The organism is Paraburkholderia caledonica, from assembly GCF_000383275.1.
Classification (GTDB): domain Bacteria; phylum Pseudomonadota; class Gammaproteobacteria; order Burkholderiales; family Burkholderiaceae; genus Paraburkholderia; species Paraburkholderia caledonica.
This window is the reverse complement of the sequence record NZ_KB911048.1, coordinates 121,102-141,548: the sequence shown is the minus strand read 5'-3', so window position 1 is coordinate 141,548 and position 20,447 is coordinate 121,102. Positions and strand designations below refer to the sequence as shown.

Here is a 20,447-nt window from a genome sequence, read left to right as displayed (position 1 = left end):
CCCGTGCTGCCGTTCGACTTGCATGTGTAAGGCATGCCGCCAGCGTTCAATCTGAGCCAGGATCAAACTCTTCAGTTCAAACCTGTTACTGTTTTCGGTTGTTTTACCAACCGGTCGCTCACTCAACGTACTGACGAAGTGTTCAACCATCTCTCGATGACCAAACCTTCCTTTCATTACTGTGTGAGACTTGATACTTTCGCTTTATGTGAATCCGGAGATCCACCGCGTCGCGCATCAAGCGCCCACACTTATCGGCTGTTAGTTTTTAAAGATCGATCCGCTCACTCCGCGCTGCCTTCCTACCACCACCGGCACCGCTTCGTTCTGCGTCGCTGCATCTGCAGCAGAGAAACGAGATTATGAAGACTCTCTTCTGTTTCGTCAACTAGTTTTTTTCGCTTTCGCTTAAAACCTTGTTGACTCAACCGCCGCTGGTTTCCGCCGCGGCCCTCGTTCGCAAATGAGGAGGCGAATCATAGGTCACTCACAGCCTCATGGCAAGGGTGGCGATAGCTTTTCGGCGGACTTATTTGCGCGTCGAATTTACTAGCGCCTCGACAGGCACCGCGCCGGCCATGGCAGCGTACCCGGCGTCGCTTGGATGGATGTGATCGCCGCTATCAAACTTGCCCTGAAGACGATCCGGTTGCGCCGCATCGCGCAGCGCGGCGTCGAAATCGACTACGCCGTCGAAAGCATGGCTCGACCGGATCCATTCGTTCACCGCAAGGCGAATACTTTCCCGCTGCGGTGGGAGCGACGCGGGCGTCAATGTTCCGCCGAACACCTTTACTCCCGCGTGTCGCGCCGCTGCAATCACCCGCTGGTAGCCCGCAATCAGGTCGGCCGCCGTCACCGAAGCATGCGGGAAGTCGCAATCAAGACCGCTGCGTGCCGGCATTGCCGCGAAATTGATATCGTTGATGCCGATCAGCACAACGACTGCCTTGACGCCCGGCCGCTCGAGCACGTCGCGGCCAAAGCGCGTCATTAGCGCGTCGCCATAGCAGGGCGAATCGTTCAGCAACCGGTTGCCGCTGATGCCCAAATTAACCACCGCCGTCGACCGGTTCCCCGAAGTGGCCAACCGGCGGGCGAAAACGTCGGGCCATCGCCGATTCTGGTTCAGGCTGGAGCGCATGCCGTCTGTGATCGAATCGCCGATCGCCGCAATTGCGGTCGCTTCAGGTACCGCGTCCACCGACAACGCCGTCGCCCATACATATTGAGTGAAGCGCGCGCGAAACGCCTCCGCGCCCGAGTCCGCCGCATGGTTGCCCGGCGCCGAAACGTAATTGAGCTGGTTGGCAACGCGATGCCATGCCACGATCCGCTGTTCCGGACCCATGAACGCGCTGATTGCATATGGGGCGCCCGCGTCGATGTCCATCGCAATCGGATCGCTGTCGAGTTCGCGGCCTGGCGGTACGCTCACGGCGCCCCTTCCATTGAACGTCACGCGCGCGCCGCCGTTTGCGGTAGCCGCCGCGCCGCCAGCGGACCGCGCGATGCGCAGGTCCTCGATCAAGAGCGGCGTCTTACCGTACTCGTTACTGAGGTGGATTCGCGCAGACTTTCCGGACAGCGTCGGATAAACGATCTGACGGACAGTGCGCCCAGCCACTTCCGGCGCGCGGTACAGCGGCGGCAAATCGGACCGCTGCGGAATGGGTTGCAGCGCCGTAGCCCACGCGGTGACCCAATGCGCCGGGGCATCGGCGGCAGCGACAGTGGATGAAACGGCAAACTGGCAAAGCAGCGCCGCGCCGCATGCGGCGGCGAAAAAACGAATGGTCATTCCGGTGTCTGGCTCGAAGCAAAACGGGCATTGTGCACGATCGGACCGCCCAACGCGGCGAGCAATGTCGCCGCGGCAACCCCGCAGCGCGCGCCCCGCAGCCAGCTGCCAGTAGCCAGCAGCGATCAAAATCACTTACGACGCCGCTTTCGCCCCAGTCATCTTCAAAGCAAGCGCCTCGGCGACTTCGATCCCGTCGATCGCGGCCGAATAGATGCCGCCGGCATAACCTGCGCCCTCTCCGGCCGGATAAAGACCCTCGACGTTCATGCTCTGGTAGTCATCCCGTCGACGCACCCGAATTGGCGACGAGGTCCGCGTCTCCACCCCGGTCAACACAGCGTCGTGCATCGCAAAACCGGCGATCTTCTTGTCCATTTGCGGCAGCGCTTCACGAATTGCCTCGATCACGTAGTCCGGCAAAGCCGTGCTGAGATCCGTGGGATGTACGCCTGGCTTATAAGACGGCACCACGGAACCCAGCGACGTCGACGGCCGCCCAGCAATGAAGTCGCCGACCAGTTGGCCCGGCGCCATGTAGTTTCCGCCGCCGAGCTCGAACGCCCGCTCTTCCCACTTGCGCTGGAACGCGATGCCGGCAAGCGGGCCTCCGGGGTAATCGTCCGGAGTAATGCCCACGACGATTCCCGCGTTCGCATTGCGCTCAGCCCGCGAGTACTGGCTCATGCCATTGGTGACCACGCGTCCGGGCTCGGATGTCGCCGCGACCACGGTACCGCCCGGGCACATGCAGAAGCTGTACACCGCACGCCCGTTGCTGCAGTGGTGCACGACCTTGTAGTCCGCGGCGCCCAGCTGCTTGTGGCCCGCAAACTTGCCGAACCGGCTGCGGTCGATCAAACCCTGCGGATGCTCGATCCGGAATCCCAGTGAGAACGGCTTCGCTTCTATATAGACGCCGCGTTCGTGCAGCATGTGGAACGTATCGCGCGCGCTGTGGCCAACGGCTAGCACGACATGATCGCAGCGCAGCGTTTCGCCCGTTGACAGCTTCAGCCCGCGCACTTTCCCCTGGTCGATGTCGATATCGTCCACGCGCGTCTCAAAGCGCACTTCGCCGCCCAGCTCGTGAATGGTCGCGCGCATCTTCTCGACCATGCTCACCAGACGGAACGTGCCGATATGGGGCCGGCTCAGGTATAGGATGTCTTCCGGCGCGCCGGCGCGGACGAACTCGTCCAGCACTTTGCGGCCGTAGTGTTTCGGGTCCTTGATCTGGCTGTAGAGCTTGCCGTCGGAGAAAGTGCCCGCACCGCCCTCACCGAACTGCACGTTCGATTCCGGATTCAGCACCGACTTGCGCCACAGTCCGAAAGTGTCTTTGGTGCGCTCGCGCACCGCCTTGCCTCGTTCGAGAATGATCGGCCGGAATCCCATCTGCGCGAGGATCAGCCCCGCGAAAAGTCCGCAAGGCCCCATGCCGATCACCACGGGACGCGGCGTCGCGAGTTGCGCCGGCGCCTTCGCGACGAAACGGTACGTCATGTCCGGTGTGAGCCCGCAGTGCGGCACGTCGGCGATTCGCTTGAGCGCGGCCGCTTCGTCCGCGACTTCCACGTCGACTATATAGGTGAGCTTGATATCGGCGCGCTTGCGCGCGTCGTGAGCCCGCCGGAAAACCGTGTAGCGGACGAGCCCGTCGTCAGGCACGCCGAGTTCCGAGAGGCGCGCGCGGACGGCGGCTTCGAGCGCGCTCTCGGGGTGATCGAGCGGGAGTTTGATTTCGCTGAGACGTAACATGAGTACCGAGGATGCAGGAAGGCCGCGAATCGCGGCCAATTCGCAATTTTATAGGTTAAGCGTCGGCCCGGGGACCTGCCGCCCGCCGAAACGTCTTTGCGCGACTACGCCGCCGCCGTGGCGATGCCCCGCTCGTCTCAAAAAAATCTATTAACCGACCGGTCGGTTGGTTTATACTGTTCGCACCAGACAACTCCCGCAAAGAGAGTCCCCATGTACACGCAATCCCTGGATATTCCCGGCAACGTCGCTTCGCTGGACGCTGGCGCGACGTCGCCCGAGCAGACCCAGTTCGACGCCGTGATGGCCGCCGACGGCAAGATCGAGCCGCAAGACTGGATGCCCGAGGCTTACCGCAAGACCCTGGTGCGCCAGATTTCGCAACATGCGCATTCGGAGATCGTCGGCATGCTGCCGGAAGGCAACTGGATCACGCGCGCACCGAGCCTCAAGCGCAAGGCGATCCTGCTCGCCAAAGTGCAGGACGAAGCGGGCCACGGTCTCTATCTATATAGCGCGGCGGAAACGCTCGGCGTCTCGCGCGACCAGCTGGTTGCCGCGCTGCATTCCGGCAAAGCGAAGTATTCGAGCATCTTCAATTACCCAACGCCCACGTGGGCCGACGTCGGCGTGATCGGCTGGCTGGTCGACGGCGCGGCAATCATGAACCAGATTCCGCTGTGCCGTTGCACATACGGCCCCTACGCCCGCGCGATGATCCGCATCTGCAAGGAAGAGTCGTTTCATCAGCGCCAGGGTTTCGACGCGTTGATGGCGATGATGTCGGGCACCGAAGCTCAGCGCGAGCTCGTCCAGCAGGCGGTGAACCGCTGGTGGTGGCCGGTGCTGATGATGTTCGGGCCGAGCGACAAGGACTCGATCCATAGCAATCAGTCGTCGAAATGGGGCATCAAGCGCATTTCGAACGACGACCTTCGCCAGAAATTCGTCGACGCCACCGTCGATCAGGCCAAGGTCCTCGGCGTCACGCTGCCCGACCCCGATCTCAAATGGAACGAGGCGCGCGGCCATTACGACTACGGCGACATCGACTGGGAAGAATTCTGGCGCGTCGTGAACGGCGACGGCCCGTGCAACCGCGAGCGTCTCGGCACCCGCGTCAAAGCTCATAACGAGGGCGCCTGGGTCCGCGAAGCCGCCCTCGCCCACGCCGAAAAGCAGCGCCAGCGCGCACAACAGCACGCCGCCTGACAAGCGCGGCACGCCCGGCAAAGAATCAGGAGATCAGGAATGAACAAGGAATGGCCAATCTGGGAAGTCTTCGTGCGCAGCAAGCAGGGACTCGACCATAAGCACTGCGGCAGCCTGCACGCCGCCGACGCGCAAATGGCGCTGCGCATGGCGCGCGACGTCTACACGCGCCGTCAGGAAGGCGTGAGCATCTGGGTCGTGCCGTCTTCGGCGATCACGGCGTCCGCGCCGCAAGACAAGCCCGAACTGTTCGACCCGGCCGGCGACAAGATCTATCGCCATCCGACGTTCTACACGCTTCCCGACGAAGTCAACCACATGTAAGCGCGGCCATGAACATCACGCCTGAACATCTGCAATACGTGCTGCGCCTCGCGGATACCGCGCTGGTACTCGGTCAGCGCAATAGCGAGTGGTGCGGCCACGGCCCGATTCTCGAAGAAGACATCGCGCTGTCGAACATGAGCCTCGATCTGATCGGCCAGGCGCGCCTGCTTTATACGCACGCGGCCTCGCTCGAACAGCAACTCACCGGCAAGACGCGCACGGAAGACGATTACGCGTACTTTCGCGCCGAGCGTGAATTTACGAACTACACGCTCGCCGAACTGCCGCACTGCGGTCCGCTGTCGGCTACCGCGCAAGTCGAGAAGGACTACGCGGTCACGATCGTCCGCAACTTTCTGTACTCCACGCTGATGGCGCATCTGTGGACGGCGCTCACGCAATCGACGGACGCCCAGCTTGCCGCGATCGCGTCGAAGTCGATCAAGGAAGCCAGCTATCACGTGCATCACGCGAGTGAATGGCTGATCCGCTTCGGCGACGGCACAGACGAATCGCATCGGCGCGCGCAGGATGCGCTGGACTATCTGTTGCCGTACACGCGTGAGTTCTTCAGCACCGACCCTGTCGAAGAGACCATCGCCACCTTAGGCATTGGCCCGCTGACCGCAGATCTCGAAGCCGCCTGGCTCGACGACGTTCGCGCGACGCTCGATCAAGCCACGCTCACGCTGCCCGAAGCAGTCAAGCACGTCACGACCGGTAAGCACGGCGAGCATTCCGAGCACATGGGCTTCGTGCTGGCCGAAATGCAAAGCCTTGCTCGCCAGCATCCCGGCGCCACCTGGTAATACGGGCCATTCGACGATGACGACCTCGACTACGACGCCACGAGCCGACGCATCCGTCCAACGCGCGTGGGCCGTGCTCGAAGCGGTGCCCGATCCGGAGATTCCGGTGGTGTCGATTCGCGAACTCGGCATATTGCGCGACGTCCGGCGCGCCGAGGACGGCGCACTCGAAGTCGTGATCACGCCGACCTACTCCGGTTGCCCGGCAATGTCGCAGATCGCGGAAGACGTCGCGCATGCGCTCGACGTCGCGGAACTCAAACCGTACCGGATCTCGACCGTCCTCGCGCCCGCATGGACCACCGACTGGATGACGGCCGACGCCCGCGAAAAACTGCGCGCTTACGGCATTGCGCCGCCCACGGGCAATTGCGGGTCGGCGGCCGGACCTGCCGGCGTACAGGAAAAAGTACTGCGCTTCGTGCCGCGCGCGCTGCCCGCGCCGTCCTGCCCAAGGTGCGGCTCGGCGCATACGGAACGACTCGCGCAGTTCGGCTCGACCGCTTGCAAAGCCTTGTACCGCTGCATCGACTGCCGCGAACCCTTCGACTACTTCAAACCATACTGATATGGCCACTCCGCAATTCCATCCGCTGCGTATCCGCGAAGTGCGGCCAGAGACCGCCGACGCCGTCTCGGTCGCGTTCGAAGTTCCCGTGGAACTGCGCGAGCTTTATCGCTTCACGCAGGGCCAGTTCGTCACGCTGAAAACGCACATCGACGGAGAGGAAACGCGCCGGTCGTATTCGATCTGCGTGGGCGTCACCGACTACGACCGGGACGGAGAACTGCGCATCGGCATCAAGCGCGTGCGCGGCGGACGCTTTTCGAACTTCGCTTTCGATACTTTGCAGCCGGGCCACACGATCGACGTCATGACGCCCGACGGCCGCTTCTTCACCCATCTGAACGCGGATCACGGCCAGCAGTACGTCGCCTTCGCGGGCGGCTCGGGCATCACGCCGGTGCTCGCGATCATCAAGACGACGCTCGAGTTGGAACCGCGCAGCACTTTCACGTTGATCTACGGCAACCGCAGCGTGGACCAGATCATGTTCGCGGAAGAGCTGGAAGACCTGAAGAACCGCTTCATGAACCGCTTCGTGCTCTATCACGTGCTGTCGGACGATTTGCAGGACGTCGAACTGTTCAACGGCGTGCTCGACCAGCAGAAGTGCGAGTCATTCCTCGACAGCCTCGTGCCGGCGGATTCCATCGACGAAGCGTTTATCTGCGGTCCGGCACCGATGATGGACGCCGCCGAAGCCGCGCTGAAAGCTGCGGGTGTGCCGTCCGAAAAGGTGCACGTGGAACGCTTCGGCTCGCCGTTACCCCAGGCGGGCGTGCCGCCCGTCGAAATCACCGAAGACACGCCCGCTGCCGACCTCGAAATCGTGCTCGACGGCAAGCGCCGCAAGCTGCGTCTGCCGTATCAGGGCGTGAGCGTACTCGACGTCGGTCTGCGCGCCGGCCTTGCGTTGCCGTATGCATGCAAAGGCGGCGTCTGCTGCACGTGCCGCGCCAAAGTGGTTGAAGGCGAAGTGCGGATGGAAAAGAACTACACGCTGGAAGAGCACGAAATCCGCGACGGCTTCGTGCTGACGTGTCAGTGCCATCCAGTCAGCGACCGCGTGGTAGTGAGCTACGACGAGCGTTGAGCGTGATTGGGACTTGATGCCGCGAAGCTTTGAGCCGTTCCGCGATCCGCTTACACTAGGGGCCGCTTGCAACCGGACCGTTGAGTCCGTCTTGCGAGCGGCCCCTTTGGCAATCGCCCAACAAGAATCCACTCACGGCCGATGAGCACCATCCATCTCACCAACGGCGATGTCGCCGCAGAATCATTGCGCACCGCGTTGCGCGAAGTGGGACGCAACGATCGCGTGCACGCACTGCGCGACGATCTGGCGGTCGGGCCGCTACGCGGCATCGACGACGGTCCCGAAGTGCGCGCCGCTTTCTGGGACCGCGTGAGCACCGACACGAAGCGCGACTTCCTTCGCGAGTTCCGTGAGCACGCTTCAGCGCTACAAGCCATTGCGCGCGAAGACGCAAACCTGGTGGTCTGGCATGGCGAAAGCGCATCCGATCAATTGATGCTTCGTCGCGTGTGCTATTACCTGCGCAACAATCCGCAGCGCCTGAACGAAGTGCGTCTGTCGATTCGCGACCTCACCGACGCCGGCGCCTGGGCGCATAGCCGCAGGGACCGCGCGACGTCCGTCGGCATGTTCGCGCCGGCCGTTTTGCAAGCGCGTTTACCCGACGCCGCACCCATTTCCGTCTTGCGGATCAGCCGGCTCGCGCTTGAGTGGCAGGAAGCGAAACATGCGAACGGCGAAACGCGACGCTGGCGCGACAACACGTTCACGAGCGGCAGCTTCGCCGATCTCGACGCGCTGATACTCGAGCACGTCACCGCGGACTGGCGACCCGCCGCCCGCGTGGCCGCCGAGGTGATGACCGCTGAGTTGGGGTTTCTTGTCAGCGACAGCATCGTGCTCTGGCGCTTCCGCGAAATGGCCGCGACCCGCCGGATCAGGCTGCGCGGCGACGCCAACGCATGGCGCACGCTGGAACTGTGCGCAGCGCTCGCACCTTGCCCACACCAATAAACAGACACCATGGCCCGCACCCGAGCCCCCGACCACGAAACCCAGCGCGAACAGATTCTCGAACTGGCGGCAGCGAAGTTCGCGCAGACGAGTTATCCGAGCACGTCGATGTCAGATCTCGCCGCGGCGAGCGGCACGTCGAAAGCGCGCCTGTATCACTACTACGCGAGCAAGGAAGCGATCCTGTTTGATCTGCTCGACCGTTACACCAAACGGCTGATGCTGATCATTGCGGAGGTCGAAGGCGCGAGCCAGCGTCGCGGTCTGACTGAGCGCGAGACATTCGCGGAATTGATCCGCGCCTTCCTTTCCGAATACGAAACCTCGCACAGCCGGCATGTTGCGCTTCTGAACGACGTGAAATATCTCGTCGACGCGCAGCGCGAGGTGATCCTCAACCGTCAGCGCGATGTCGTAGCCGCGTTCGCGCGGCAGCTGGCGCGCGCTTATCCGGAGCGCGCCACGCGCGAGAACCAGACCGCGCTAACGATGATGGTGTTCGGCATGATCAACTGGACATTCACCTGGCTTAAACCTGGCGGGCGCATGGGCTACCGGGAATTTGCCGAGCAGGTTGTGGCGATGGTCGATCACGGGCTGGGCTCGGCGGCCGTGAAATAGCGTAGGACAGCGCTCTGCGAACTGAAATCCGCGTAAGTTGCGTGGGTGCGACAACACGCACGAACGCTCGTTCTTTTTAATTTATTTATAATATTCAGATACTTAACATCAAGTCACCCGGAGTTTAGACAACAACCTCCAAGGTTGGTACGGGTTTTCCCTAGTGCCGGATTCGCATATCCGTTACAATCGTTTTTGCGGTGCAACAACGCCGCACGATCACAAGGAGAACCTGACCATGAACCTGATTACACCCCGCGCCGCCGAACCGATCGTCGCGCACGATCGCGCGTCGCTGCCAGCCGGTCGTGCACCTGCTCTGGTTCGTGAACTCACTGCGATCGACCGTGAACGCCTGCTGGCTCACTTTCTCACGCTAGACGAAGACGACCGCCTGTTGCGCTTTGGGCAAATCGTGCCGGACCACGTTATCGAGAATTACGTGCGCGCCATCGATTTCACGCGCGACACCGTATTCGGCGTGTTCGACGATCAGCTGCAGCTCACCGGCGTCGGCCACCTCGCCTACCTGCCCGCCGAAGGCGACAAGCGTACGGCGGAGTTCGGCGTGTCCGTACTCGAAAGCGTGCGCGGCCAAGGTATCGGCTCCAAGCTGTTCGAGCGCGCTGCAATTCGCAGCCGCAACACGCATGTCACCATGCTGTACATGCACTGCCTGTCGCGCAATTCGACCATGATGCACATCGCGAAGAAAGCGGGCATGAAGATCGAGTACGCGTACGGCGAAGCGGACGCCTATCTGACGCTGCCGCCGGCAGATCAGACCAGCATCATTACGGAGATGCTGCAGGAACAAGCCGCTGTGTTTGACTACGCGCTCAAACGTCAAGCTCGGCGTACTTCGAAACTGCTGGAAAGCTTCATGCCGACAGCCGCCGCAGCCTGAACGTTCGGCCGCAGCGGGCGAACATGAAAAAGGGCAGCCTCAGGGCTGCCCTTTTTGCTTCCTGGGTGGATCTGCACGCGCGACTCACAAGATCGGCAACGCGGTCGTCTCCTTGATCTTTTCGAGCGAAAAGCTCGTCTTCACGTCAATCACCGACGGGTGATGCAACAGCTGGTCCTGCACGAAGCGCGAAAAGTGCGCCATGTCTTCCACTTGTACGCGCAGCAGATAGTCCATGTCGCCAGTCATAGCGTGACAAGCCACCACCTCCGGCCATGCCTGAACGGCCGCACGGAAAAGATCCGCGTGCGTCGCGTCCCCGCGCGGACTCAGCGCCGGCCCGCCGCGCTTTTCCAACCGCACATTGACATATGCGAGCAGATCGAGGCCCAGGCGTTTGGCATCCAGCAACGCAACATAGCCGCGGATCACGCCGCTCTCTTCGAGTCGCCGTATGCGTCGCAAACAGGGGCTCGGCGAGAGATTGATCCGCTCGGCAATTTCCTGATTGGACAGCCGGCCGTTCTCCTGAAGAATCGCCAGAATACGCCGGTCGATCGCGTCTATCTCTATATCGGCCACTTTCTGCCTCGCGCTCCTCATCTGGAGCTAGAAAATAGCGCGAGCGTAGCTCGACGCGATTAAGTTCGCAAGTTTTCGCCGCGAAGCCGCCTTTACACTTGCGTCATTCGGTCGCGGTGGACTTCCGTAGCCGCGATACCGGCGCGACGCGCCCTCGACATGGAGACAGACAATGCAGGTTGCAACTTGGGAAAATCCGGTCGGCACCGACGGCTTCGAGTTCATCGAATACACCGCACCCGATCCGAAGGCGCTGGGCAAGCTTTTCGAGCAGATGGGCTTTACCGCCGTTGCGCGGCATCGCCATAAAGATGTGACGCTATATCGGCAAGGCGACATTAACTTCATCGTCAACGGTGAGCCGGATTCGTTCGCTCAGCGCTTTGCGCGCTTGCACGGCCCGTCGATCTGCGCGATCGCGTTCCGTGTCCAGGACGCGGGGAAAGCCTACCGGCAGGCGGTCGAAAAAGGCGCATGGGGCTTCGACAACAAAACCGGCCCCATGGAACTGAACATTCCCGCGATCAAAGGCATTGGCGATTCGCTGATCTATTTCGTCGACCGTTGGCGCGGCAAGAACGGCGCAGCGCCGGGCAGCGTCGGCGATATCGATATCTACGACGTCGACTTCGAGCCGATTCCCGGCGCGAATCCTAATCCCGTCGGTCACGGCCTGACGTATATCGACCACCTCACGCACAACGTGCACCGCGGCCGCATGCAGGAATGGGCTGAGTTCTACGAACGCCTGTTCAACTTCCGCGAAGTGCGTTACTTCGACATTGAAGGCAAGGTAACGGGCGTGAAGTCCAAGGCAATGACGTCGCCGTGCGGCAAGATCCGCATTCCTATCAACGAGGAAGGTTCGGAAACGTCCGGCCAGATCCAGGAATATCTGGACGCCTACCGCGGCGAAGGCATCCAGCACATTGCGCTCGGCAGCAACGACATTTACCGCACGGTCGACGGTCTGCGAGCGGCGAACATCTCGCTGCTCGACACGATCGACACGTATTACGAACTGGTCGATCGCCGCGTGCCGAATCACGGTGAACCGCTCGACGAATTGCGCAAGCGCAAAATCCTGATCGACGGCGCGCCGGACGACCTGCTGCTGCAAATCTTCACCGAGAACCAGATCGGCCCGATCTTCTTCGAGATCATTCAACGCAAGGGCAATCAGGGTTTCGGCGAGGGCAACTTCAAGGCGCTGTTCGAATCGATCGAGCTGGATCAGATTCGCCGCGGCGTGGTGCAGGACAAAGCGTGACTTCGTGACGCCGAGGCTGTGAACCGGCCGTGAGTCAGATTGCGCACCGATAAAACGAAAAGGGCGAGGATCGTACGATCCTCGCCCTTTTCGTATTTGCCGCCGCTCGACTTCAAGCGACGGCGGGTCAGCCAGCAATACGCTGCATTAGCAGCGCGTCAGGAATTCTGGTCTTTCTTCTCGGACGCGCTTTCGCGCGCGGTGCGATTGATGGCGATGCGCGCGGGCGCAACGACTGCCGTACGGCTAATCACGCTGGACGGAGCTCCCGTGCTCGCGTTCGAGCGAACCGGCGCACTGATTGCGAAAAATGCGGCCGACACCATCAGGAAGGTCTGGATATTTCTAGTGTTCATGCGTACTCCTTTTCTAACTGCCCTGTTGTCCTGAAGCGCCACAACATGCAGCGCGTTACACAGACATTACTCACAGGTGCGCTGTTAGACAGACTTGTCGGCTGCGGTTCCACGAAATTGTAGCTTTTACAGCTTGTTACACCGGTTCCCTCAAGCGTCAGGTGAAGTTTCCGCAAGCGGGCGCAATGTCGCGAGTCGCAGCACCGCGATCGACCGCTGCGGCGGGTTTTTACCAGTGCTACCATCACTTAAAACAAGTCAATATGGCGACCCCGGCCCTACGCATTCACAAGATGCCGCGGCCCATAAGTTTTGGCGATCCCAAACTGGGTGGAGGAGTACACATAATGAATGCCCCGCTAGACGCAGGTCAGCGAGCCTCGCTCGAAGCCGCTCTATCTTCCGTCACGCTCGACGACAAATACACCCTCGAACGCGGCCGCGCGTACATGAGCGGCATCCAGGCGCTGGTACGTCTGCCGATGCTGCAGCAGGAACGCGACCGCGCCGCCGGACTCAATACCGCCGGCTTCATCTCCGGCTACCGTGGATCGCCGCTCGGCGGCCTCGACCAATCTCTGTGGAAGGCGAAACAGCATCTCGCCTCACATCAGGTCGTGTTCCAGCCCGGCGTCAACGAAGACCTCGCGGCAACCGCCGTTTGGGGTTCGCAGCAGGTGAATCTGTACCCCAGCGCCAAATACGACGGCGTGTTTTCGATGTGGTACGGCAAAGGCCCGGGCGTGGACCGTTCGGGTGACGTCTTCAAGCACGGCAACTCGGCGGGATCGTCGCGGCACGGCGGTGTGCTGGTGCTCGCCGGCGACGATCACGCGGCCAAATCTTCAACGCTCGCACATCAGTCGGAACACATCTTCAAGGCCTGCGGCCTGCCGGTGCTGTTCCCGTCGAACGTTCAGGAATACCTGGACTTCGGCCTGCATGGCTGGGCGATGAGCCGCTACTCCGGTCTGTGGGTCGCGATGAAGTGCGTGACCGACGTCGTCGAGTCGTCGGCTTCGGTCGACATCGATCCGCACCGCACGCAGATCATTCTGCCGGAAGACTTCGCGATGCCGGAGGGCGGTCTGAACATCCGCTGGCCTGATCCACCGCTCGTGCAGGAAGCGCGTCTGCTCGACTACAAGTGGTACGCGGCGCTCGCCTACGTGCGTGCAAACAAGCTGGACCGCGTCGAAATCGATTCGCCGCATGCGCGCTTTGGCATCATGACCGGCGGCAAAGCGTATCTGGACGTGCGTCAAGCGCTGACCGACCTGGGTCTCGACGACGAAACGTGCTCGCGCATCGGCATACGGCTATACAAAGTGGGTTGCGTCTGGCCGCTCGAAGCCCAAGGCGCGCAAGCCTTCGCTCGCGGCCTCGACGAAATTCTCGTGGTCGAGGAAAAGCGCCAGATTCTCGAATACGCAATCAAGGAAGAGCTTTACAACTGGCCTGACGCGCAGCGTCCGCGTGTGTTCGGCAAGTTCGACGAGAAAGACGGCGCGGGCGGCGAATGGTCAGTGCCGATGGGCAACTGGCTGCTGCCGGCGCATTACGAACTATCGCCCGCGATCATCGCAAAGGCGATCGCCACGCGGCTCGACAAATTCGACCTGCCCTCCGACGTCCGCGCCCGGATTGCCGCGCGCATTGCAGTGATCGAAGCGAAGGAAAAAGCGCTCGCGCGCCCGCGGGTCGAAGTCGAGCGCAAGCCGTGGTTCTGCTCCGGCTGCCCGCACAACACGTCGACCAATGTCCCGGAAGGCTCGCGCGCAATGGCCGGCATCGGCTGCCACTACATGACGGTGTGGATGGATCGCAGCACGAGCACCTTCAGTCAGATGGGCGGCGAAGGCGTCGCGTGGATCGGCCAGGCGCCTTTCACGAACGACAAGCACGTGTTCGCCAATCTCGGCGACGGAACCTATTTCCACTCCGGCCTGCTGGCAATTCGCGCGGCGATCGCTTCGAAAGCGAACATTACTTACAAGCTGCTCTATAACGACGCCGTAGCGATGACGGGCGGTCAACCGGTCGACGGCGTGCTGACCGTGCCGCAGATCACCCATCAGCTGGCCGCCGAAGGCGCGACGAAAATCGCGATCGTGACGGACGAGCCTGAAAAATACTCGGGCAACGTGGGCCTCGCGCCGGGCATCGACATCCACCATCGCGACCAGCTCGACGAAGTGCAGCGCCAGTTGCGCGAGATTCCTGGCACCACGATTCTGATCTACGACCAGACTTGCGCAACCGAGAAACGCCGCCGCAGGAAACGCGGCGCGTATCCGGACCCGGCGCGCCGCGTGGTGATCAACGAAGCGGTGTGCGAAGGTTGCGGCGACTGCTCCGTGAAATCGAACTGCCTGTCAGTCGAGCCGCTCGACACCGAATATGGCACGAAGCGCCAGATCAATCAGTCCACGTGCAACAAGGACTTTTCCTGCGTGAACGGCTTTTGCCCAAGCTTCGTTTCCGTGGAAGGCGGTCAGTTGCGCAAGCCGAAAGCGGCGTCGGGCATCGTCGCTGACGCTATGCCGCCAGTGCCGGAGCCCACACTCCCGTCGATCGCACGGCCCTACGGCGTGCTCGTGACAGGCGTGGGCGGCACGGGCGTCGTGACAATCGGCGCACTTCTCGGCATGGCCGCGCATCTGGAGAACAAAGGTGTCACCGTGCTCGACGTCACCGGCCTAGCGCAGAAAGGCGGCGCCGTGATGAGCCACGTGCAGATCGCGAACAACCCGGGCGACATCCACGCCACGCGCATTGCAATGGGCGAAGCGAGTCTCGTGATCGGTTGCGATGCAATCGTCACCGCCAGCGACGAATGCGTGTCGCGGATGCAAGCCGGCCGAACCCGTGTCGTGCTGAACAGCGCGCACACGCCGACCGCCGAACTCATCAAGAACCCCAACTGGCGCTTTCCGGGCAGCAGCACCGAAGCCGACGTTCGCGCGGGCGCGGGCGACGAATGCGTCGATACAGTCGACGCCAATCATTTCGCAGTGGCCTTGCTCGGCGACGCGATCTACACGAACCCGTTCGTGCTCGGTTACGCATGGCAACGTGGCTGGGTGCCGTTGACCTATCAGTCGCTGATGCGAGCTATCGAGCTGAACAACGTGCAGGTCGAGAAGAACCGCGCGGCATTCGAATGGGGCCGGCGCGCGGCGCACGATCCGGTAGCACTGCGCAAGTACGCGCAATCGCAAGGTCAGGCGGGCGCGTCCGACACGCCGAGCGGCAAGATCATTTCGCTGCATACGCCGAAGGCGCTCGACACGCTGATCGACAAACGCGCGACTTACCTGGCCGCATGGCAAAACGACGCGTACGCAGACCGTTACCGCGCGCTCGTATCGCAGGTGCGGGTGGCCGAGTCGGCGCTCGATTCGATCGACGGCCAGTTGCCTCTGACCGAAACGGTCGCGAAGAATCTGCACAAGCTGATGGCCTACAAGGACGAATACGAGGTCGCGCGCCTGTACAGCGATCCTGCGTTCATCGAAAAACTCAAGGCCAGCTTCGAAGGCGACTGGAAGCTGCATATCCACCTTGCGCCGCCGATGTTCTCCAAAAAGGACGCCCACGGTCATCTGATCAAGAAGAAGTACGGCCCCTGGGTGTTCAGCGCAATGCACGTGCTGGCGAAGTTCAAGTTCCTGCGCGGCACCGCGCTCGATGTGTTCGGCAAGACAGAGGAGCGTCGCACCGAGCGCGCGCTGATCGGCGAGTACGAAGCCCTGGTGCGGGAACTGATCGGCGGGCTGACCGTGCAGAATCGCGACCTGGCGGTGGAACTCGCGAATCTGCCGGACGGCATCCGCGGCTTCGGGCACATCAAGGAGAACAACCTGAAGGGTGTGCGCGTGAAGTGGAACGAGTTGCTGACGCGCTGGCGCTCACCGCAAGCCGGAACGACGCAGCACGCAGCCTGATCGCCGTGTTGACTGCGGCGAGCGCGGCCTCCGCCGCACTCGCGCTGCACGCATAAAAAAACGCCACGGAATCTCTTTCCGTGGCGTTTTTATTTTCGCGGCGCTAGTCACCCACACGCCGCGAGAAGAGAGCGCCCCAACGGGCGCCGCTTCGCTTACTTGCTGTTCACCGACTTGCGTGCGTTTGCCGAGGCCACCGCCGTCATGTTGATGATCCGGCGCACGGTTGCAGCCGGCGTCAGCACATGCACCGGCTTTTCGGCGCCCAGCAGGAACGGGCCGACCGTCACGCCGTCGCCGCCGACCATCTTCAGCAGGTTGTACGCGATGTTCGCCGCTTCCACGTTCGGCATGATCAGCAGGTTGGCTTCGCCCGAGAGCGTCGTGCCGGGGAACGCAGCCTTGCGGACCATTTCCGACAGCGCCGCGTCGCCGTGCATCTCGCCGTCGATTTCGAGCGTAGGCGCACGTTCCACGATCAGCTTGCGAGCCGTGGCCATGCGTTGCGACGACGCAGACGGCGCGCTGCCGAAGTTCGAGTTGGACAGCAGCGCGACCTTCGGCGTGATGCCGAACTTTTCGATTTCGCGCGAAGCCAGCATGGTCATGTCGGCAAGTTGCTCGGCTGTGGGCGTTTCGTTCACGTACGTATCGCAGATGAACAGATTGCGGCCCGGCAGCATCAGCAGATTCATGGCGGCGAAGTTCTGCACGTTATCCGCCTTGCCCAGCACCTGCTCGATGAACTTCAGATGCGTGTGGTACTGGCCGATCATCCCGCAGATCATGCCGTCGGCTTCGCCGAGGCGCACGAGGATCGCGCCGATCAGCGTGTTGAACTTGCGCATCGCGGCTTTCGCGACGTCCGGCGTTACGCCTTCGCGCGCACCCAACTCGTGGTACGCCTGCCAGCATTGCTGATAGCGCGGATCGTCTTCCGGATCGACGATCTCGAAGTCTTCGCCACACCGGAGCTTCGAACCCATCTTCTTCAGGCGCATCTCGATTACCGACGGACGGCCGACGAGAATCGGCTTGGCGATCTTTTCCAGCAGCACGAATTGCGCGGCGCGCAGCACGCGCTCGTCTTCACCTTCGGCGAACACGATGCGGGCCGGCTCCGACTTCGCCGCCGCGAAAACCGGACGCATCACCATGCCCGTGCGGTAGACGGTGGTGCCGAGTTCTTCGCGATATGCGTCCATGTCCTTGATCGGACGGGTCGCGACGCCCGAATCCATTGCCGCTTGCGCGACGGCCGGCGCAATTTTGATGATCAGACGCGGATCGAACGGCTTGGGAATCAGATACTCGGGACCGAATTCGAGCGAGTGGCCTTCGTACGCCTTTGCGACTTCATCGCCCTGATCGGTTTCTTCGGCGAGTTCGGCAATCGCGCGCACGCACGCGAGCTTCATTTCTTCCGTGATCGTGGTCGCGCCCACATCGAGCGCGCCGCGGAAAATGAACGGGAAGCACAGCACGTTGTTGACCTGGTTCGGATAGTCCGAACGGCCCGTCGCGATGATGCAGTCCGGACGCACTTTCTTCGCCTCTTCCGGGCGGATTTCCGGCTCGGGATTGGCCAGCGCGAGGATCAGCGGCTGAGTGCCCATTTCAGCGACCATCTCCGGCTTCAGCACGCCCGCGCTCGAGCAGCCGAGGAACACGTCCGCGCCGCGAATGGCGTCAGCCAGCGTGCGTGCTTCGGTGCTCGCGGCATAACGTTCCTTCGACGGATCAAGATTGCCGCGACCTTCGTAGATCACGCCCTTCGAGTCGACAACGAGAATGTTCTGCTTCGACAACCCGAGGTTCACCAGCAGGTCCAGACACGCGATCGCCGCGGCGCCCGCACCGGAACACACCAGTTTCACTTCGTCGAGCTTTTTGCCGACTACCTTCAGGCCGTTCAGAATCGCCGCCGACGCGATGATCGCCGTGCCGTGCTGATCGTCGTGGAAGACCGGAATCTTCATACGCTCGCGCAGCTTCTTCTCGATGTAGAAGCACTCGGGCGCCTTGATGTCTTCCAGGTTGATGCCGCCGAGCGTCGGCTCGAGCATCGCGATGGCTTCCACCAGCTTGTCCGGATCGGACTCGGCGAGTTCGATATCGAACACGTCAATCCCGGCGAACTTCTTGAAGAGGCAGCCCTTGCCTTCCATGACCGGCTTCGCGGCGAGCGGACCGATGTTGCCAAGACCGAGCACGGCTGTGCCGTTCGTGATCACACCGACCAGGTTGCCGCGCGAGGTGTACTTCTGCGCGTCGAGCGGCTCGTCGTAGATTGCCATACAGGCTGCGGCCACGCCCGGCGAGTATGCGAGCGACAGGTCGAGCTGATTCGATAGCGGCTTGGTCGGCGTAACCGAAATCTTGCCGGGCTTCGGGTTCTGGTGATATGCGAGGGCGCTTTGCTTCAGTTGTTCGTCCATTTTTTGCCTGCGAGACGTAAGAAATTGGGCCGGCACACCGCAACGTTGGCGTCGCTTGGATCTATCGAATGGATAATCGACCGAGGCGATTTTCGCGTGCGCCGGTTAGGCGCGGCGTCGGTCCTCGGCGGAGGGCAGGACGGTGCGGAGTGCTACGCGGGTCGGTTAGTGTACACCCCGTAGGTGTCGATGCACTGACTGGTTAACACCGCTCGCCATTGGCGAAACGCCCGCCAGTCATGCTGCGGCGCCGCATTTGAGCAGACGCGGCAGCCGGCTATTCGAGTTCGGCGCCGCGCCGTTCGGGGATCAGGAACAAAGTTGCGAGCACATCGAGTAGATAGATCGACGCGAGCGACAGCAGCGCGGCGCCAAACGAATAGCGCGCGGCCAGAGCGCCCACCGCGACCGGGCCAAAGCCGCCAACCGCCCGGCCGACATTGAAGAGCACGTTCTGCGCGGTCGCACGCGCATCGGTGGGATAAAGCTCGGAGATCAATGCGCCGTAGCCGCCAATCATTCCGTTGACGAACACGCCCATCGCCGCGCCGCCGATCAGCAGTGCCGCTGGCGTTGTGAGATGCGCATAGACGAAAACCATGACGACCGCCCCTGCCTGATAGAACAGAAACGCAGGCTTGCGACCGAAACGATCGGCGGCTATGCCGAACAGCCAGATGCCGCACGCCATGCCGATCACCGTGGCCGCCGTCCACACGCCCGATTTCGTCAGCGAATAGCCAAAGGTCTTCGACAGATAGCTCGGCAGCCAGATCATCAGCCCGTAATAGCCGAAGTTCTGCACCGAGCATAGGATCGCCACACCGAGGCTCGCGCGCGCCGTGCGTGCGTCGGCTATCAGCAGTTTCAGCGGCAGCTTGCGCATGCCGCGTGCGACCCGCTCGGTGAAGAGCGCCGGCTCCTCGACGCGCCGCCGCACGAAGAACGACACCACGGCAGGCAGCAGCCCGAGCGCGAACATGCCGCGCCAGCCGATAAGCGGCAACAGAAGCGGCGTCAGCAATGCGGCCGCCAGTACACCGAGTTGCCACCCGAGGCCCACATACGACGACACTCGCGCGCGCTGCGACGCCGGCCACGCTTCGGCCACGAGTGTCATGCCGATGCCGAACTCTCCGCCAAGCCCGATACCCGCAACGGTCCGGTAAGCGAGCAAGTCGGTATAGCCTTGCGCGAGTGCGCAGAGGCCCGTGAAAACCGCGAACACCAGGATGGTCCAGGTGAGCATGCGCACACGGCCCCAATAGTCGCTCAGCACGCCGAAGATCAAACCGCCGGCTACCGCGCCGATCAACGTCCACGTGACGAGTGAGCCGGCCTGTGCAGAACTGAGGTGGAGGTCCGCCGCGATCACCGGCAGCATGAAACCGAGGATCAGCAGATCGAAGCCGTCCATCGCATAGCCGAGCACCGATGCGATCAACGCCCGGGCGGCGTAACCGTTCCGGGCGGTGGCGGGACTGTCGGCGGCAGAGGAGGCGGGCGTCATGGAAGCGATCCGAATTTCGGTGTAAGGACAGCGGCGGCCGGCGGCCGAGAAATTCGCGTGAGTGTAAAGGCGCGCAAAGCCGCTCACAAGCTAGCCAAAAAGCCAGTCGATCAAGCGCGAGATCGCGCCGCGACGTCAGGTAGAAAGCCGCGCCAGGCCCTCCCGCTGAATGCCTGCCCAGCGCTTTCGACGCCGCGTTGGCCGTTGCGGTTCTGGACGGCCGCGCCGACGGCCTCCTCGGAAGGGTCCGTTTCGGGTAAAATGTCGGCCTACGCGCGCAGCAAAAACCGG

The 20,447-nt window shown here is 62.2% G+C and carries 16 protein-coding genes and 1 rRNA gene; 10 read left to right on the top strand and 7 right to left on the bottom strand.

The features are described from left to right. The 3 genes from H281_RS35030 to H281_RS0130115 all read right to left on the bottom strand — a co-directional run. A 16S ribosomal RNA gene (locus tag H281_RS35030) occupies positions 1–78 on the bottom strand; the annotation flags it as partial. Between the two features lie 451 nt (positions 79–529). After that, positions 530–1,801, bottom strand: coding sequence for an SGNH/GDSL hydrolase family protein (locus H281_RS0130120; RefSeq protein ID WP_027805066.1), 1,272 nt, complete (start codon positions 1,799–1,801; stop codon positions 530–532). 135 nt (positions 1,802–1,936) lie between these two features. Next, the gene (locus H281_RS0130115; protein ID WP_020070842.1) at positions 1,937–3,562 is read right to left on the bottom strand and encodes an NAD(P)/FAD-dependent oxidoreductase; all 1,626 of its coding nucleotides are present in this window, start codon (positions 3,560–3,562) and stop codon (positions 1,937–1,939) included. Positions 3,563–3,775: 213 nt separating this feature from the next. On the opposite strand from H281_RS0130115, the gene paaA reads away from it, so the two are divergent. From paaA to H281_RS0130075, 8 genes are all read left to right on the top strand, one after another. Then, a complete protein-coding gene (gene paaA, locus H281_RS0130110) occupies positions 3,776–4,774 on the top strand; it encodes a 1,2-phenylacetyl-CoA epoxidase subunit PaaA (protein WP_020070841.1) in 999 nt (332 codons plus the stop codon). Positions 4,775–4,813: 39 nt separating this feature from the next. Continuing rightward, on the top strand, positions 4,814–5,098 hold the full coding sequence (gene paaB / locus H281_RS36595; RefSeq protein ID WP_020070840.1) for a 1,2-phenylacetyl-CoA epoxidase subunit PaaB: 285 nt from the start codon (positions 4,814–4,816) through the stop codon (positions 5,096–5,098). 8 nt (positions 5,099–5,106) lie between these two features. Next, the gene (gene paaC / locus H281_RS0130100; protein ID WP_020070839.1) at positions 5,107–5,910 is read left to right on the top strand and encodes a 1,2-phenylacetyl-CoA epoxidase subunit PaaC; all 804 of its coding nucleotides are present in this window, start codon (positions 5,107–5,109) and stop codon (positions 5,908–5,910) included. A 16-nt stretch (positions 5,911–5,926) separates the two neighbouring features. Then, a complete protein-coding gene (paaD, locus tag H281_RS0130095; protein ID WP_020070838.1) occupies positions 5,927–6,478 on the top strand; it encodes a 1,2-phenylacetyl-CoA epoxidase subunit PaaD in 552 nt (183 codons plus the stop codon). Between the two features lies 1 nt (position 6,479). Further along, on the top strand, positions 6,480–7,568 hold the full coding sequence (gene paaE, locus H281_RS0130090; protein ID WP_020070837.1) for a 1,2-phenylacetyl-CoA epoxidase subunit PaaE: 1,089 nt from the start codon (positions 6,480–6,482) through the stop codon (positions 7,566–7,568). Positions 7,569–7,709: 141 nt separating this feature from the next. Then, a complete protein-coding gene (locus H281_RS0130085; protein ID WP_020070836.1) occupies positions 7,710–8,525 on the top strand; it encodes a DUF1835 domain-containing protein in 816 nt (271 codons plus the stop codon). Between the two features lie 9 nt (positions 8,526–8,534). After that, positions 8,535–9,146, top strand: coding sequence for a TetR/AcrR family transcriptional regulator (locus H281_RS0130080; RefSeq protein ID WP_020070835.1), 612 nt, complete (start codon positions 8,535–8,537; stop codon positions 9,144–9,146). 238 nt (positions 9,147–9,384) lie between these two features. Further along, positions 9,385–10,053 carry a GNAT family N-acetyltransferase gene (locus H281_RS0130075; protein ID WP_020070834.1) on the top strand — a complete coding sequence of 223 codons (669 nt, stop codon included), beginning with the start codon at positions 9,385–9,387 and terminating at the stop codon, positions 10,051–10,053. 84 nt (positions 10,054–10,137) lie between these two features. Here the strand turns inward: H281_RS0130075 and H281_RS0130070 are convergent, their stop codons facing one another. Continuing rightward, positions 10,138–10,635: an Lrp/AsnC family transcriptional regulator gene (locus H281_RS0130070; protein ID WP_020070833.1), complete on the bottom strand. Its 498-nt coding sequence runs from the start codon at positions 10,633–10,635 to the stop codon at positions 10,138–10,140. 172 nt (positions 10,636–10,807) lie between these two features. On the opposite strand from H281_RS0130070, the gene hppD reads away from it, so the two are divergent. Next, positions 10,808–11,905 carry a 4-hydroxyphenylpyruvate dioxygenase gene (gene hppD / locus H281_RS0130065; RefSeq protein WP_020070832.1) on the top strand — a complete coding sequence of 366 codons (1,098 nt, stop codon included), beginning with the start codon at positions 10,808–10,810 and terminating at the stop codon, positions 11,903–11,905. A 158-nt stretch (positions 11,906–12,063) separates the two neighbouring features. Here hppD and H281_RS0130060 read toward each other — a convergent pair whose 3' ends face one another. Next, positions 12,064–12,261 carry a hypothetical protein gene (locus tag H281_RS0130060; RefSeq protein ID WP_027805065.1) on the bottom strand — a complete coding sequence of 66 codons (198 nt, stop codon included), beginning with the start codon at positions 12,259–12,261 and terminating at the stop codon, positions 12,064–12,066. Positions 12,262–12,608: 347 nt separating this feature from the next. Here H281_RS0130060 and H281_RS0130055 point away from each other — a divergent pair, with 347 nt between their 5' ends. Then, entirely contained in the window at positions 12,609–16,208 is a 3,600-nt protein-coding gene (locus tag H281_RS0130055; RefSeq protein ID WP_020070830.1) for an indolepyruvate ferredoxin oxidoreductase family protein, read from the top strand. 155 nt (positions 16,209–16,363) lie between these two features. Here H281_RS0130055 and H281_RS0130050 read toward each other — a convergent pair whose 3' ends face one another. Beyond that, complete coding sequence (locus H281_RS0130050; protein ID WP_020070829.1) at positions 16,364–18,646, bottom strand: NADP-dependent malic enzyme; 2,283 nt, start codon at positions 18,644–18,646, stop codon at positions 16,364–16,366. A gap of 277 nt (positions 18,647–18,923) precedes the next feature. Further along, on the bottom strand, positions 18,924–20,156 hold the full coding sequence (locus H281_RS0130045) for an MFS transporter (protein WP_027805064.1): 1,233 nt from the start codon (positions 20,154–20,156) through the stop codon (positions 18,924–18,926). Positions 20,157–20,447 lie beyond the last annotated feature (291 nt).